Here is a 15213-nt window from a genome sequence, read left to right on the forward strand (position 1 = left end):
TTAGACGGGTTTTTGTTTCCAGTCAGAACTTTCTACCATTGGAACAGCGATTTCCGCCATCACAGCGCAAATCAGCGTCCAAGTCCCTGAAAAAACAGCTTTTTTCACAACAGCAACACCGGACATACCAGCATATCGGGCCGGTATTTTACCCCTTTATTAGCGATCTACTTGCTGTCAAAAATAGTCACGCCATCCCAGTCATCCGGTGGCGATTGCGCCAGGTAGCCAGACAGCCGCGCCGCATAGTGCTGGTACAAGCCATCCTGGGGCTGCTCGAGCAGCAATTGGGCCACCAGTTGCTGCGCGCCCGCCCACTCGCGCGCGCGCAGCAACACCAGCGCACGCGACCAGCACTCCAGGCGCGCCAGGGCAGCAGCATCGACTTGTTCCGGCAAGCCCAGCGGCTCGAAAATGGCTACCGCTTGCTGCTTGCCCTTGACCGCTACCCGGTCCAGTTCGCGGTACACAAATTGCGGCGCGGCATGGCGGGTAGCGGCGCTGACGACGATGCCGACACCATAGGTCTTGGTGATGCCTTCGAGGCGCGCCGCCAGATTCACGCTGTCGCCCATCACGGTATAGGCGCGGCGGATGCGCGAGCCCATGTCGCCCACATGCATCAGGCCCGTATTGATACCGATGCCGATATGCAAGGCGGGCCAGCCGCGCGCGAGAAAATCGCGGTTCAAACGGGCCGCACTGTGCTGCATCAGCAAGGCGCTGGCGACGGCCCGGCTGGCATGATCCGGGAAGGCCAGCGGTGCACCCCAGAACGCCATCACGGCGTCGCCGATGTATTTGTCCAGCGTGCCGCCATGGCTGTCACGGATATCTTCCGACATGGCCGTCAGGTAGAGATTGATGTATTCACGCAAGGCTGTCGGCGCCATGTTTTCCGAGATCGCCGTAAAACCGCGCACGTCGGCAAACAGCACCGTCAATTCGCGGCTCTCGCCTTCCATGGTGTAGCGCTGTGGATTATCGGCCATCTCGGCCACCAGTTCGGGCGCCACATATTGACCAAAACGGGCTACCAGCGCCCGTCCCTTGCGCACCTCGAAAAAGTAGCCCCAGGCCACGTTCAAAATAAACAGCGCGGTGATCAGCAACAGCACCAGCGCGCTATCGACCAGCATATCCTGCACCCGGTACAGATACAGGTTAAAACCCAGGGCAGCGCCCAGCGCCCCCAGCGCCAGCAGCATGGACCAGGCGGGCGACAGCACTGCCAGCGCACCGGCCAGCACCAGGCCGGCCAGCAGCACCTGGCCCAACTCAATCGCCAGCGCATAATCAGGGCGCGACTTGAAACGCCCGTCGAGCATGGACTTGATCAGGTTGGCGTGCACTTCCACCCCCGGATACTCGGCATTGACGGGCGTGGCCCGCACATCGTTCAAGCCAGGCGCGCTGGTGCCCACCAGGGCAATCACATCTTTCAACAGGGCTGGCGCCACCTTGCCCTGCAGCACGTCGGATGCCGACACATAGGCAAACGCGCCACCGGACGGCCCGCCGCGGCCACGGTATTGCACGGTGGTGGTCAGCGCTTCGCCCACCGGGATGGCACGCGGGCCTTGCGGCGTAAACATCAGCAATTGATCGAGGCCGCCATTGGCCAGTTCGGCGGCCGACATGCTGTCGGCGTTTTGCGTGAAATGCGGCGCAATCGCGCGCGCCTTCAGGTACACGGCGGCCGTGGCCAGCGACAGCGATGGATAATAAGCGTCGCCTATGCGCTGCAGCAAGGTTGACGAACGCACCACGCCATCGGTATCGGTCAGCGCCGTAAAAATGCCGGCGCCGCTGGCAGCGTTCTGCAAAGTGGCGATATTGGCTTCGTAACCACGCGCTGAAAACGCCGTGATGGCGCGCCCGTTCAGGCTTGCCACGGTGAACGCTGGCGCCGGCAACACGCCCTTCTTTTGCTGGTCCGACACATTAAAACCCAGCACCACCGGCTGGCCGCGCATCGCTTGCGCCAGCAAGCCATCGTAATCCATGCCAGGCTTGAGTTTTTGCAGCTGGGCATCAAAACCGGGCACGCCGGCCAGTTCATGCTGCGCCAGTTTTTCCAGCACGGCATAACCGGAACTGGTATCGGCTTCCGGGAACGAGATATCGAAACCCAGCGCCGCCACGCCATAGTGGCGCGTCAGCTGCGTCACCAGTTGCGCCTGGATATCGCGGCTCCAGGGAAAGCGGCCGATGCGGGTCAGGCTTTTTTCATCGATGTCGACAATCACGATGCGCCGGTCCAGCACGGCCGGCTCGGCACGCATGCGCAAGTCGCTCAGCATCGCATCCAGCCGGGTAATCGTTGCGCTGTCGACCAGGCCGATGCTGAGACTCGCCGCCAGCATGGTCAACATCAGGCCGGCCAGCCAGCGTGCAGCGTATTTTTTCAGTTTTTCGGTCCACGCCGGCATCACGGGCTGTATCCGGGAATCACCGCCTCGTCGACCACATCGATCTGGCTGGGATCCATATGTTTTTCGGCAAAGGCCAGGTATACCTTGCTGCGAATAAACACATCGAACAGATCGGGATCGATATGCCCGTTCAGGCTGAAATTGCCGAGGATGCGCAGCGATTCGGACAAGGACTTGCCTTTTTTATAGGGCCGGTCGCGCGCCGTCAGCGCTTCAAAAATGTCGGCAATCGCCATCAGCCGCGCCGGCACCGACATCTGTTCCTTCGTCAGGCCGCGCGGATACCCCTTGCCATCCATGCGCTCATGGTGGCCGCCCGCGTATTCAGGTACTTTTTGCAAGTGTTTCGGCCACGGCAGCGCTTCGAGCATGCGGATCGACACGCTGATATGGTTGTTGACGATGGCCCGTTCAGCCGCCGTCAAGGTGCCGAAACGGATGGTCAGGTTTTCCGTCTCGTCGGCGTCGAGAAAATTGCGCAGTTCGCCATCGACCGCGCGCCAGCGGCGCCGCGCAATCTGGCGCACCCGCTGCTGGTCGCCCTCGGCCATGCCTTCGCTGCCGATATTGGCGCGGCGGATAAAGTCACGTTCTTCGCGCAAGGCAACTTGCTCGCCAGCCAGCGCGGCGGCGATCGCATCGACCTGGTCGGGATGGGTGATTTGGCGCTGCAAGGCCGCGATCTCTGCGTCGCGCAGCAACACCTCGTAACGCGTGTCGATCAGGGCGATGCGGTCAAAGATGGTTTCCAGCTTGGTGGCCTTGTCGACCACGTGCACGGGCGTGGTGATCTTGCCACAATCGTGCAGCATGCCGGCCAGCCACAGTTGCTTGCGCTCATTGTCGCTCAGGCGAAAATTGGCCAATGGCCCCGTCTCGGTGGCGTGCGCGGCATCCGCCAGCAACATTGTCAATTCAGGCACGAACTGGCAATGGCGGCCCGTGTAGGGCGACTTTTCATCGATGCCGATATTGATCAGCTTGACCAGCGACTCCAGCAATTCCTCCAGCTGCAAGATCAGTTGCTGGTTGGTCAGCGCCACGCCCGCCTGCGCCGCCAATGCCTCGATGAAACGCTGGTCGGTGGCGGAAAAAGCGCGCACCTGGCCGCTGGCCTCATCCTTGGCATTGACCAGTTGCAGCACGCCGATCAAGTCGCCTTCATGGTCGCCCATGGGCACCGTCAATATCGATTGCGTGTGATAGCCATGGTGGCGGTCAAAATCGCGCATGCCGGAGAAATTGAAGGCTTCGTCGCGATACACATCGGCAATATTGACGCAACGGCGCATATGGGCCGCATAGGCTGCCACAGACGCCAGGTTAGGCTGCTTCTGTGCATCGAACAGGGGCACGCCAGGCACGCCGATATCGCTATCGAGGCCGATGCCCAGGCTATCGTTGACGCTGATATGGAAATCGAGCTGGCGCCCGTCAGCGGCGGGGCGGTACAAGGTCGCGCCATCGGCGCCGCTCATGCTCTTGGCCAGCAATACGATGCGCTGCAGCAACGGGCCGATATCGTGCCCCTGGCCGCCCAGGCCATGGCCGAGAGCTACGCTCAATTCGGTCAACTGCTCCAGTCTGTGGGCGATTTTCTCAGGGTGCAGCTGCGGCATGGTGGGCGCTAAAAAGATAAGGAAACAGGCGCCAGTGTAACTGCTGGTTTGCCGCACTGTACATTACTTAAGCGCAACAAGCCGAAATAACTTACCGTGTTGCAGCATCAATAAAAGTTGGCGTTGGACATATTGATTAGAATAGAATCAACAATCATTACACAGTAACAAGGTATTGCATGAAATTCACGTTCAGGGGCGTCCGCGGCTCTATCCCCTCCCCCGGTCCGCTCACGGCACGCTATGGCGGCAATACCACTTGTATCGAAGTACGCAGCAACGACGATAGCCTGATCATCCTCGACGCGGGCAGTGGCATCTTTTCATTGGCGCAACAGCTACCGGCTGGCCAGCGCGTCGATGCGCACATCTTCATCACGCACAGCCACTGGGACCATATCCACGGCCTGCCGATGTTTACGCCGCTGTTCGCGGCCGGCAACCGGATACGCCTGCACGGCGCGCAGGACACCGCCAGCGGACGCGGCATCGAACACGTGATGGCGGTGCAATTGCAAAGCAGTTACTTTCCCGTCAGCGAAGCGGCGATGGCAGCCAGCATCGAGTACCGCACCATCGCCGAAGACGACACCGTCATGGTCGGCCAGGCCCGCGTGCGCGGCGTGCAAATGAACCACCCGGTCGTCAACCTGGGCTACCGTATCGATTGCGCGGGCGCCTCGCTATTTTTCAGCGGCGACCATGAACCGTTCTACAACCCCCATCCACCCGGCCACGTTGACCACGCCGCTTGCGCCGAACACAATGCCCGCCGCCAGGCATGCATCGAGACCATGCTGGCCGGCGTCGACGCGCTGATCATGGATTGTTCCTACACCCGCGAAGAATACCCGGACAAGCAAGGCTGGGGCCACGGCACCTTCGACGCCGCTTTTGATTTGGCCCTGCGCTGCGGCGCCCGCCGCCTGTACTGCACCCACCACGAACCGACCCGCAGCGACGAGCAGCTGGAAACCGTGTTTGCCGATGTGATGGCGCGCTATCAAGATAGACTGGACGGCTTGCAAGTGTTTTTGGCGTATGAGGGACTGACGGTGGCGCTGGCTTAGACTGTTGCGGCAGCACTATGTTGTACAGCGAACGGTGCGCTTCATCGCGGCACGGCATGATGAACGCTCATTCTTCAAGGAGAGCGCCATGAGCAAGACCAACGACACGCCGCGCGAACAGCAACAGCAGGAACACCTGCAAGCCGAGCAGGAAGCAAACAAGATCCGCCAGAACGATGGCCTGAAGCAACACCAAGGTGGCGACAAGGGCCCGCGCGGGCAGTAAGCAAAAAAAAGGAACCTCGCGGTTCCTTTTTTATTATTGCGGACCATCCATTACATGATGTGGTCGACGTTCCCACTACGAACCGCCCCCGCCTGGAAGGTTTACAGGTGTTCCTGGCGTATGAGGGATTGACAGTGGAGCTGGCTAAGGACTGACTGAAGTCAGCAAACGCTGATACATGCGTTTTGTCGCCGCCTGTATTTCCGGCTCAAGCTCGCTCAACATATTCTCGCCGTTATTAATTGCTGCATCAAACGCAAGCAAGAGTGGTCGTGCATGTTTTTCATATCCCAGGCTGCGCATTTCCGCGAGCAATGCCGATGCGGCTTGTGCATCGGCCAACATGGGCGCCAGAAAACCTTCAATAAATTGCTCATGAACCAAGGCGGCGGCGATATTGGCAGGGTCTGCCTGCAAACGCGTCAAAGCATCGCGCAATGCGGAGTGATTGCCGGCTTCAATGGCTACTTTGGCTGCGGCGACACACAGACGTACGCGCAGCCTGGTATGGATAGCTTGCCAGTACGGAGGCAAGTCGGCACCCAGCAAGATGGCTTGCTCATATGCGGCTGACGCTTCCGTCTCGCGATGCAGAATCTCCAATAATTCGCCTAAATTATTCCAGGCCTTGGCATCAGTTGGATCAAGCTTGATCGCTGTGCGATAAGCAAGCTCAGCTTCATCGTAGCGTTGCCGTTTATCTGCCAGGAAAATACCGAGCATCAGCCAAGGCAGCGATAGGGAGGGTTCAAGCTCAATTGCTCTCCTCAGTACAAACTCAGCCTCATCATAACGACCAAGCTCACTCACCAGCAATATCCCCAGCAACAGCCAAGAGCGAGCATCTGCTTTATCAAGATCAATGGCCTTTCGATAAGCAATTTCACTTTCTTCATAACGATCCAACGTTACCCCTAGCAATATCCCTAACAATAACCAAGGGTTAGCAGCAGTGGAATCCAACTCAATTGCTTTACGATAAGCTTGTTCGGCCTCACTGGCCCGGTCACTTTTATCCAATAGCATTCCTAACATAATCCACGCCCGGAAACTCGCTGGCTCAAGTTTAATCGCTTCGCGGTAAGCCACTTCCGCCTCATCTTGACGGTCAATATCTCCTGCAAGCAACATTCCAAGGTCAATCCATGCCCGAGTAGAAGTTGGATTAATCTTGATCTCATGACGGAGTGTTCGCTCAGTTTCTGCGGCATTTGTCGCTCCCCGGACAGCAACAGTTGTTGCAATTAATTCAACCGAATAGTGCACCGAAGGTTCACAGACTACACTCCCAGGCAATACAGCATGCGTGGCAATATGCGACAAGTAGTCTCCAATTTCCCCGCCATGACTCTTCAGGTGCGAACGTAATCTGTCAGCACCATAAGCCTCAAACTCTTGACGCTGAGATGCCGTTACTGATTTGGTCACGGCCACGGCGAACGCAAATTTTGCTTCCGCCAATGCGCTTGCGCCACAGTCGTCTTTCAGTTTTTCCTGTAACTCTTCCGCGTCATACATGGCTTCAAAGAACCGGGTCAATCCAATGACATTCTGGCGAATGCGGCGCGTGCCGCGCATTTGCAACCACAGCCGAAATAGTTGTTCAGCAATACGGTATTGGGTACGGCCATGATCGGCGGATTTTTCCACCAGTCCCTCGTTTTCGAGGATCGTCAATTGCGCCGATATAGTGCTGGTAGGCAATCCTGCATGAGCACCGATCTGGGCGGCCGTATGACCGAAACGCAAGCCTTCGCCAGTTCCCACGCCTTGCACCGCCAGCGCATGCATGATGGCCTGGGCCTGCTCCGACAAATCCTCGATACGCGCCTTGTAGTATGGCGTAGTGATATCCATCAAGCGCTCGAAATCTTCGACAGCGCGACTGTTCGGGCCATTGCGCAGCAGTTCAAAAATGAGGCCCAGTGCACGCGGGTTGCCGCCGGTAAGCTCAAACAGCGCTTCGATGCGGCCGGGATGTGCGCGCAGACGCTGTTTCAAATCGGGAATGTTCTGGGCGTCGGTCCAGCGTTCAAGCACCAGCCGGGCTTCAGTCAGAGTCAGCTTGCCCAGCCGCTTGGGCAGGAAAAAGTCATAAAAGGCTTTATCGTAATCCTTGAATGGCGCCGACAAGCGCACGGAGCCGCCGATGACAATCGGCGAAGTACGGGTCGATAGCGCCTCGCGCAAGGCCCAGTAGGCCGGCGCATGCGGATCGTTGAGTTTGCGTCCATTCTTGTCGATACGCTGGAATATCATGTCCAGGTTATCTACCAGCATGACTGGCCGCCGCCCTAAAAGTACGCACGTTTGCTGCAACAGCTTGAAGCCGGCATCGGATGTCGTATTGCTTCTGTCATCCTCGGCACGCGCCTGCTCGAGCGCATCCATCAAGCCATCTGCTTCCGTGCTCAGTTTCAGAAAGTCGAGTTCATCAGCCAGTACTTCGCAAGCAGTCCACCAAAAATCCGCCAAGTTCTTGACTTGATACAACTCTTCAGGAAACGACAGTACAATCAGGTGATCATTCAATGCACTGTCACGGCGCACCGCAATGGCCAGCCGTTTCAATAGCGTCGTCTTGCCGGCGCCACGCACGCCAACCAGGAGGTAATGCTGGACGCTTCCTTCCAGCGGCGCCTTGGCCAATTCATCGCGCAGGAAAATAAACTCGTCTTGACGAGCGACAAAACTGGCAAGCAACGCATCCTCGCCAAGCCAATCGGGATTGTAGTGATGATGGGAAACGACGTTCATTACAGGGTATTCCTTCTCAGCCACCATCGGCGTAAGGGTTCGAGTCGAAAGCGATAACGTTTGACGCCAGAGCTATCATCAGGCCACCAATAAGCGTCGCGTTCCAGAATATCGTGTAGGTTGATAAAGATGCGCCGCGTCACTTCCGGCAACGCATGCGGCAAACGGTCTTCGATCACCGCCAACAGTGCTTCGGGACGTGCACCTTGGCGATCTTGCGAGCAAAGGTTGAGTAAGGCCATCGCATGGCTGGCGTCGGTTTGAAGCAACTGCTGATGCAACCGTTGTTCCCAATGATAAAAGTCGTTGTCCGAGCCGGGCTGCACCATGATATCAACGGCTTGCGCGATCAACGCACGCATATCTTCATCGGCATGGGAGGAAACCAGGGTGCGCAAGTGATGGAAGGCCACTTGCAAATAATAAGGCTGCGGCCATTGCACTGCCTCGACCAGGCTGCGCGCATCATCTGGCGTTAATGGGATCACATAGTGGGCGGCCAGCTCCTTGAGCATGGCGATAGCCACTTCGTCCTTGAAGGCCGGCAAGCTTTGATGGCTCAGGCTATTAATCGTATCGGCCATGCCATGTTGCTGCACCAGGGTATCGAGACCCACCGATCCGGATATCAGCCAGCGCACCGCATGCGCGCCAGGAAGGCCCCGTACATCATTGCGCAACCAATCGAGAAAGCGCCGCACACGCTGCACGCCGGTAGCCGGATCATTGCGCATGATATTGAACAGCATGATCGGCAACTCATCGACATAGATGAGCCAGTTGTTTTCGGCCTGCCCTATCAGGCGCAGCACATCACAAGCCACCGCCGCCCACTCTTCGGCAATACCATCCTTGATGTCGACACCGATGCCGCCCGTACCTGGAATCGGCAGTTTGATCGACTTGATACGGCTGCCGACAGCCGAGAGCGCATTGCCGATCAGATTCCTGGCTTTTTCACTGATCGTGGCCAATTCCGGAGCGAGCGCAGCATCGAGCTTATCGAGAAAGCCGCGTTCATCAATGCAAGAGGCGACATTGATCTCTATCGCAGACCAGCCCTGGGTTCGCAGCTGCGCCATGACGGCCCGCGCAATGGAAGTTTTACCAATACGGCGAGGTCCCAGCAGCAGGATATCGTCATTGACGAGAATGTCAGCCAGCCTCGCAGCCTCCTTGTCACGGCCAAAGAAATTCGCACCCTCTACTGGTGAACCTGCGATGTTATCCATGGAAGCACCTCACACAAGCGATAAGAAAATATAGCGCTAATAAATCTTAGCACTATGTTTTTTTAGTGTAAAGCGATAATCCTTGAAGATCGTGACATGGCACAAAAAAAGGGAGCCAACAGGCTCCCTTTTTCATTGTTTCCGACTATCCATTACATAATATGGTGGCCTATCCACCATGCAATCGCTGCAACAAACGCCGAGGCAGGAATCGTGAAGATCCAGGCCCAGACGATATTGCCTGCCACGCCCCAGCGGACGGCGGACATTTTTTGCGCGGAGCCGACGCCGACGATGGCGCCCGTGATCGTATGTGTGGTCGATACGGGGATGCCCAGTGCGGTCGACAGGAACAGTGTAATCGCGCCGCCCGTTTCGGCGCAGAAGCCGCCGACGGGTTTGAGCTTGGTGATCTTCTGGCCCATGGTCTTGACGATGCGCCAGCCACCGAACAGGGTGCCGAAGCTGATCGCCGTGTAGCACGAGATGATGACCCACAGCGGCGGCATCTGATCCGCCACGTTCGAATAACCGGCGGCGATCAGCAGCATCCAGATGATGCCGATGGTTTTTTGCGCATCGTTGCCGCCGTGGCCCAGGCTGTAGGCTGCGGCCGAGAACAATTGCAGGCGGCGGAACCATTTATCGACCTTGCGCGGCGTCGAACGCACGAAGACCCACGACACGATCAGCATCATGATGGAGCCGAAGATAAAGCCCAGCAAAGGTGAAATGACGATGAAAGCCACGGTTTTCCACAGGCCGCCCGCAACCAGCGCGCCGGTGCCCGACTTGGCAACTGCAGCGCCCACCAGGCCGCCGATCAGCGCGTGCGAGGACGACGAGGGAATCCCGTAGTACCAGGTAAACAGGTTCCAGAAGATGGCGCCCATCAGCGCACCGAAAATCACGTACTGGTCGACTACAGTGGGGTCGATCGTGCCCTTGCCGACGGTGGTGGCTACGGTCAGCTGGTGGAAAATGAAAATGGCGACAAAGTTGAAGGTGGCGGCCATGGCAACGGCCGTCTGCGGTTTCAATACGCCCGTCGAGACCACCGTCGCAATCGCGTTGGCGGCATCGTGGAAACCGTTCATGAAGTCAAACAGCAGCGCCAGGGCGATCAACAGGCCTAGCACGTAAATGCTGATTTGTATGGTCATTATTGTATTCTTTTCTGATTCTGGTTCAGGACAGGCCTAACGCTTACGCGTTTTCGACGATGATGCCTTCGATGATATTGGAGACATCTTCGCAACGGTCGGTCACGGTTTCCAGAATTTCGTAGATCGCTTTCAGCTTGATCAGGTTGCGCACGTCCGGTTCGTCGCGGAACAGCTTGGACATGGCGGCGCGCATCACATGGTCGGCGTCCGATTCCAGGCGGTCGATCTCTTCGCAGATGGCGACGATCTTGCGCGAGTTGTCCATGTTGTGCAGCAGGGCGACGGCGTCGCGCACTTTCTCGGTACAGGCCAGCACCAGTTCAGCCAGGCGCTTGGCTTCCGGCGTGACCGATTTCAGGTCGTACAGGGAAACAGTTTGAGCGGCATCTTCCAGCAAGTCCAGGATATCATCCTGGCGCGTGATCAGTTGGTGAATATCATCGCGGTCGATAGGCGTGATGAAAGTCTTGTGCAGCATTTCCACGGTGGCGTAAGTGACTTTGTCTGCCTGTTTCTCAATGCTTTCGATCGCATGTACGCGGTTTTCCAGGTCATCGAAATTGGTCATCAGGCCAAGCATTTCTTTTGCGCCTTTAACGCACAGTTCTGCGTGCTGGTTAAACAATTCAAAAAACTTGCCCTCAGTGGGCATCAAGCGTCCAAACATGTCATTCTCCGTTAAGCATTGAGTCGTGTTATTTACTACAGAAAGCCGCCCCCGTTTTGCGGGGGCGGCCAATGGAATTGCCAGTGCTGCTGTGTTAGTCGCCTTGGTACAGCGCCAGTCCACCACTGTAATTGCCAAATTTGGTGTACTGCCCCATGAAGGTGAGGCGGATGCTGCCGATCGGGCCGTTACGCTGTTTGCCGATAATGATCTCGGCAGTACCCTTGTCGGGCGAATCGGGGTTGTAGACTTCGTCGCGGTAAATGAACAGGATCACGTCGGCATCCTGCTCAATAGCGCCCGATTCGCGCAAGTCCGACATCACGGGACGTTTGTTCGGGCGTTGCTCCAGCGAGCGGTTCAGCTGGGACAGCGCGATCACGGGGCAGCCAAGTTCTTTCGCCAGCCCTTTCAAGCCCCGCGAAATCTCGGAAATCTCGGTGGCGCGGTTGTCGCCAGGGGTATTGGCCGACATCAGTTGCAAGTAATCGACGATGATCAGGCCCAGCTTGCCGCATTGGCGCGACAGCCGGCGTGAGCGCGCCCGCAGCTCGATCGAGTTCAAGGCGGGCGTTTCATCGATGTACAACTGCGCGTCATTCATCTTTTGAATCGCGTTGGTCAGGCGCGGCCAGTCTTCGTCATTCAGGCGGCCAGTACGCAAACGGTGCTGGTCGAGCTGGCCGACCGAGCCCAGCATACGCATGGCCAGCTGGGCGCCGCCCATCTCCATCGAGAACACGGCGACCGGCAAGCCGCTGTCGATCGCCACGTTTTCACCGATATTGACGGAAAAAGCCGTTTTACCCATCGACGGACGGCCGGCCACGATCACCAGGTCGCCCGGCTGCAGCCCCGAGGTCATGCGGTCGAGGTCGATGAAACCGGTGGGCACGCCCGTGATTTCACTCTGGTTGTCACGGCTGTAGAGTTCGTCGATGCGCTCGACCACCTGCGTCAGCAGCGGCTGGATCGCGGTCCAGCCCTGGGCGCCACGGGCGCCTTCTTCGGCAATCGCGAAAATCTTCGATTCGGCTTCGTCAAGCATCTGCTTGACTTCCTTGCCTTGCGGGCTGAAAGCCGTGCCCGAGATATCGTCGGCCACCGTGATGAGCTTGCGCAGCACGCCGCGGTCGCGCACGATCTCGGCATAGCGCCGGATATTCGCGGCCGATGGCGTATTTTGCGCCATCGCGTTCAGGTAAGCGAGTCCGCCCACGTCATCGGCCTTGCCGAGCTGGGTCAGGGTTTCAAAGACAGTAATGACATCGGCTGGCTTGGAAGCGTTAACCATCTTGACGATTTGCTCGAAGATGATGCGATGGTCATAGCGATAGAAATCCTCCGCGTGCATGAAGTCGGCAATGCGGTCGTACGCAGCGTTGTCGCGCAGCAAGCCGCCGATGACGGATTGTTCTGCTTCGATCGAATGCGGCGGAATACGGAGGGAATCCAGTTGTGGATCTGAGGGGGCGTTCATGGCGCGAATTATACCTGCTTCGGCGTCAAGGCAAAAAAAAAGGGCTAAAAATCAGCGAAAAATACACGACAAATATACGAAAAGCAGGCGACAAAAAAGCCGGGCGAACCCGGCTTTTCATGCTGCGGCAACGCTGGCGGGACTGGCCCGCAGACGATTACGCGTTCGCGTCAGCGACGACAGCGATAACAACTTCAACCACGACGTCGGTGTGCAGAGCAACCGAAACGTTGTGCTCGCCAACAACTTTCAGCGGGCCGGTAGGCATACGGATTTGTGCTTTTTCAACAGCAAAACCTTGCTTGCTCAGCGCTTCAGCGATGTCGAAGTTGGTGACGGAACCGAACAGACGGCCATCAACACCAGCTTTTTGAGCAACTTGAACGGTCAGACCGCTCAGTTTTTCGCCTTGGGCTTGCGATGCAGCCAGCTTGGCGGCAGCAGCTTTTTCCAGTTCAGCGCGCTTGACTTCGAATTCAGCCACAGCGGTAGCCGTAGCACGACGTGCCAGGCGTTGTGGGATCAGGAAGTTACGTGCGTAACCGTCTTTAACTTTGACGACTTCGCCGAGATTGCCGACGTTAACAACTTTTTCTAACAGAATGATTTGCATAGTTCTTCTCCAGGAATATCTGACCGATTAAGCGTGGTGCAGATCGGTGTATGGCAGCAGCGCGAGGAAGCGTGCGCGCTTGATTGCGGTGTCAACTTGGCGCTGGTAGTGCGCTTTGGTACCGGTCAGGCGTGCTGGCATGATCTTGCCATTTTCCTGGACGAAATCTTTCAGCGTATCGACGTCTTTGTAGTCGACTTGTTCAACGTGTGCTGCGGTGAAGCGGCAGAACTTCTTACGTTTGAACAATGGGTTTTGCTGTTTGCGTTTTTCTTTAAGCTTGAGCTTATTTTTGTCGAACTTTTTACCGAATGCCATGTCAGGCTCCTGTATCTAAAAATGCGCTAGTCTGTGTGACTGCACTAAAATCAATGATGTGAAACACCAAACTCTTGCTGTTGCGGCTTTTTCTGGCCAGGAAACCTGTGAACTGATACACACCTCCCAAGCTTGCCTGATTAAACCTGCCTGAAATTTCGCCAGCGGCAAGCGCGGCAAGTTCAAACTCGGTCAAACGGGCAATACCAGCCTCCATTTGCTGCGAACTGTGTTGCAATACTGCATTCACAATCGGCAAACCTGCCGGGGTATAGCGCAATATTTCACGCTCGGCAATGATGGCGGTAACTTGTAACTGGTTCAGCGCAGGTCCTGTCAAAAATTAAGCGGCGACGGCTGGAGCAGCTGCTGGTGCTTCGGTGCGGTGGCTTTTGGCCGCGTCTTCACGTTGTACCGATTTCATCATCGGCGAAGGAGCTGTTTCAGCTTTCTTCATTTTAACGGTCAGGTGACGCAACACGGCATCATTGAATTTGAATGCTGTTTCCAACTCGACCAGGGTCTCGTTGTCGCATTCGATGTTCAGGCAGATGTAGTGTGCTTTAGGCAGCTTTTGGATCGAGTAAGCCATTTGACGGCGGCCCCAATCTTCCACGCGGTGTACCGAACCGCCGCGGGTGGTTACGCTGGCTTTGTAGCGTTCGATCATCGCGGGCACTTGCTCGCTTTGGTCCGGATGGACGATAAAGACTATTTCATAATGACGCATGCAAACTCCTTCAGGTCGGATTGATAATCGCCCACCTCGGCGTCAAGACGAGTGTGGGAAGGTCAGCCGAAGATTATAACCGCGATCGGCGAACTATTCAACCGTCCCCTGTTTTACCCCTGCCTGGGCGGCGGCAAAGACAGTTTTCTTGGAAAATCTGGCAAAAAACCCGAAAGTCGCTTGCATAGTCGGCGATACTGTACAAAAATACAGACTGTTCATATAGACAGCATTTTACGATGCCCCCAACCCCATGATCAAGCTGACAGCACGACAAGAACAAATCCTGAACCTGATCAAGGACGCGATTGAAAACACGGGCTTTCCTCCGACCCGCGCCGAAATCGCCACCGAATTGGGTTTCAAATCGGCCAATGCGGCCGAAGAGCATTTACAAGCGCTGGCGCGCAAGGGCGCCATCGAGATTTCGCCCGGCACTTCGCGCGGCATCCGCCTGATCGGCGCCGCCGCAGCCGAACCACTACTGGCCAGGGTACCGGCCGCACTACTGATGTCCTTGCCGCTGATCGGCCGGGTGGCCGCCGGCTCGCCCATACTGGCACAGGAAAACCTGGAAGCGAGCTACAACGTCGACCCGGCCCTGTTTTCATCCAAGCCCGACTTCCTGCTGAAAGTGCGTGGCTGGTCGATGCGCGACGCTGGCATCATGGATGGCGACTTGTTGGCCGTCAAAAAGATCGACAGCGCCAAGAATGGCCAGATCGTCGTGGCCCGCATCGGCGACGAAGTTACCGTCAAGCGCTACAAGAAAACCGGTTCCGTGATCGAACTGTTCCCGGAAAACCCGGACTTCAAGGTGATTACCGTCTCGCCGGAAGATGAGTTTGCGCTGGAAGGTTTAGCGGTGGGCCTCATGCGTAGCTGGCACTGATTGAGCAC

General features: G+C 57.0%; 14 protein-coding genes. 3 read left to right on the forward strand and 11 right to left on the reverse strand.

Annotation, left to right across the window (positions count from 1 at the left end; genetic code table 11):
* Positions 1-167 precede the first annotated feature (167 nt).
* Positions 168-2432 carry a CHASE2 domain-containing protein gene (locus HDE72_RS11405; protein WP_183740697.1) on the reverse strand — a complete coding sequence of 755 codons (2265 nt, stop codon included), beginning with the start codon at positions 2430-2432 and terminating at the stop codon, positions 168-170.
* Positions 2432-4054, reverse strand: coding sequence for an HD domain-containing phosphohydrolase (locus HDE72_RS11410; protein ID WP_183740698.1), 1623 nt, complete (start codon positions 4052-4054; stop codon positions 2432-2434). The genes HDE72_RS11405 and HDE72_RS11410 overlap by 1 nt, the downstream gene beginning before the upstream one ends.
* Before the next feature lie 179 nt (positions 4055-4233).
* Here HDE72_RS11410 and HDE72_RS11415 point away from each other — a divergent pair, with 179 nt between their 5' ends.
* Complete coding sequence (locus tag HDE72_RS11415; protein WP_183740700.1) at positions 4234-5124, forward strand: MBL fold metallo-hydrolase; 891 nt, start codon at positions 4234-4236, stop codon at positions 5122-5124.
* Between the two features lie 88 nt (positions 5125-5212).
* Entirely contained in the window at positions 5213-5350 is a 138-nt protein-coding gene (locus HDE72_RS11420; RefSeq protein WP_183740702.1) for a hypothetical protein, read from the forward strand.
* Positions 5351-5494: 144 nt separating this feature from the next.
* Here the strand turns inward: HDE72_RS11420 and HDE72_RS11425 are convergent, their stop codons facing one another.
* From HDE72_RS11425 to rpsF, 9 genes are all read right to left on the reverse strand, one after another.
* A complete protein-coding gene (locus tag HDE72_RS11425; RefSeq protein ID WP_183740704.1) occupies positions 5495-8107 on the reverse strand; it encodes a tetratricopeptide repeat protein in 2613 nt (870 codons plus the stop codon).
* Positions 8107-9339 (reverse strand): ATP-binding protein, encoded by a 1233-nt coding sequence (locus tag HDE72_RS11430; RefSeq protein ID WP_183740706.1) that lies wholly within the window; start codon positions 9337-9339, stop codon positions 8107-8109. The genes HDE72_RS11425 and HDE72_RS11430 overlap by 1 nt, the downstream gene beginning before the upstream one ends.
* A 152-nt stretch (positions 9340-9491) precedes the next feature.
* Positions 9492-10505 carry an inorganic phosphate transporter gene (locus HDE72_RS11435; RefSeq protein WP_183740879.1) on the reverse strand — a complete coding sequence of 338 codons (1014 nt, stop codon included), beginning with the start codon at positions 10503-10505 and terminating at the stop codon, positions 9492-9494.
* Positions 10506-10545: 40 nt separating this feature from the next.
* Complete coding sequence (locus HDE72_RS11440; RefSeq protein WP_183740708.1) at positions 10546-11172, reverse strand: DUF47 domain-containing protein; 627 nt, start codon at positions 11170-11172, stop codon at positions 10546-10548.
* A 94-nt stretch (positions 11173-11266) separates the two neighbouring features.
* Positions 11267-12652, reverse strand: coding sequence for a replicative DNA helicase (locus tag HDE72_RS11445; RefSeq protein WP_034750488.1), 1386 nt, complete (start codon positions 12650-12652; stop codon positions 11267-11269).
* 157 nt (positions 12653-12809) lie between these two features.
* Positions 12810-13265, reverse strand: coding sequence for a 50S ribosomal protein L9 (gene rplI / locus HDE72_RS11450; RefSeq protein WP_183740710.1), 456 nt, complete (start codon positions 13263-13265; stop codon positions 12810-12812).
* 27 nt (positions 13266-13292) lie between these two features.
* On the reverse strand, positions 13293-13583 hold the full coding sequence (gene rpsR / locus HDE72_RS11455; RefSeq protein WP_010400024.1) for a 30S ribosomal protein S18: 291 nt from the start codon (positions 13581-13583) through the stop codon (positions 13293-13295).
* A 1-nt stretch (position 13584) separates the two neighbouring features.
* Complete coding sequence (gene priB / locus HDE72_RS11460) at positions 13585-13908, reverse strand: primosomal replication protein N (RefSeq protein WP_183740882.1); 324 nt, start codon at positions 13906-13908, stop codon at positions 13585-13587.
* A gap of 18 nt (positions 13909-13926) precedes the next feature.
* Positions 13927-14313 (reverse strand): 30S ribosomal protein S6, encoded by a 387-nt coding sequence (gene rpsF, locus HDE72_RS11465; RefSeq protein WP_183675872.1) that lies wholly within the window; start codon positions 14311-14313, stop codon positions 13927-13929.
* 253 nt (positions 14314-14566) lie between these two features.
* Between rpsF and lexA the strand changes: the two genes are divergently transcribed.
* A complete protein-coding gene (lexA, locus tag HDE72_RS11470; RefSeq protein ID WP_183740711.1) occupies positions 14567-15205 on the forward strand; it encodes a transcriptional repressor LexA in 639 nt (212 codons plus the stop codon).
* The last annotated feature ends 8 nt before the right edge of the window (positions 15206-15213 follow it).

This window comes from Janthinobacterium saanense (assembly GCF_014200675.1).
Taxonomy (GTDB): Bacteria; Pseudomonadota; Gammaproteobacteria; order Burkholderiales; family Burkholderiaceae_D; genus Janthinobacterium.

Excerpts from the sequence above, each read along its gene's own strand:
- HDE72_RS11405 (WP_183740697.1), bottom strand. The coding sequence starts at position 2,432 with ATGCCGGCGTGGACCGAAAAACTGAAAAAATACGCTGCACGCTGGCTG.
- HDE72_RS11410 (WP_183740698.1), bottom strand. The coding sequence starts at position 4,054 with ATGCCGCAGCTGCACCCTGAGAAAATCGCCCACAGACTGGAGCAGTTG.
- HDE72_RS11415 (WP_183740700.1), top strand. The coding sequence starts at position 4,234 with ATGAAATTCACGTTCAGGGGCGTCCGCGGCTCTATCCCCTCCCCCGGT.
- HDE72_RS11420 (WP_183740702.1), top strand. The coding sequence starts at position 5,213 with ATGAGCAAGACCAACGACACGCCGCGCGAACAGCAACAGCAGGAACAC.
- HDE72_RS11425 (WP_183740704.1), bottom strand. The coding sequence starts at position 8,107 with ATGAACGTCGTTTCCCATCATCACTACAATCCCGATTGGCTTGGCGAG.
- HDE72_RS11430 (WP_183740706.1), bottom strand. The coding sequence starts at position 9,339 with ATGGATAACATCGCAGGTTCACCAGTAGAGGGTGCGAATTTCTTTGGC.
- HDE72_RS11440 (WP_183740708.1), bottom strand. The coding sequence starts at position 11,172 with ATGTTTGGACGCTTGATGCCCACTGAGGGCAAGTTTTTTGAATTGTTT.
- HDE72_RS11445 (WP_034750488.1), bottom strand. The coding sequence starts at position 12,652 with ATGAACGCCCCCTCAGATCCACAACTGGATTCCCTCCGTATTCCGCCG.
- rplI (WP_183740710.1), bottom strand. The coding sequence starts at position 13,265 with ATGCAAATCATTCTGTTAGAAAAAGTTGTTAACGTCGGCAATCTCGGC.
- rpsR (WP_010400024.1), bottom strand. The coding sequence starts at position 13,583 with ATGGCATTCGGTAAAAAGTTCGACAAAAATAAGCTCAAGCTTAAAGAA.
- rpsF (WP_183675872.1), bottom strand. The coding sequence starts at position 14,313 with ATGCGTCATTATGAAATAGTCTTTATCGTCCATCCGGACCAAAGCGAG.
- lexA (WP_183740711.1), top strand. The coding sequence starts at position 14,567 with ATGATCAAGCTGACAGCACGACAAGAACAAATCCTGAACCTGATCAAG.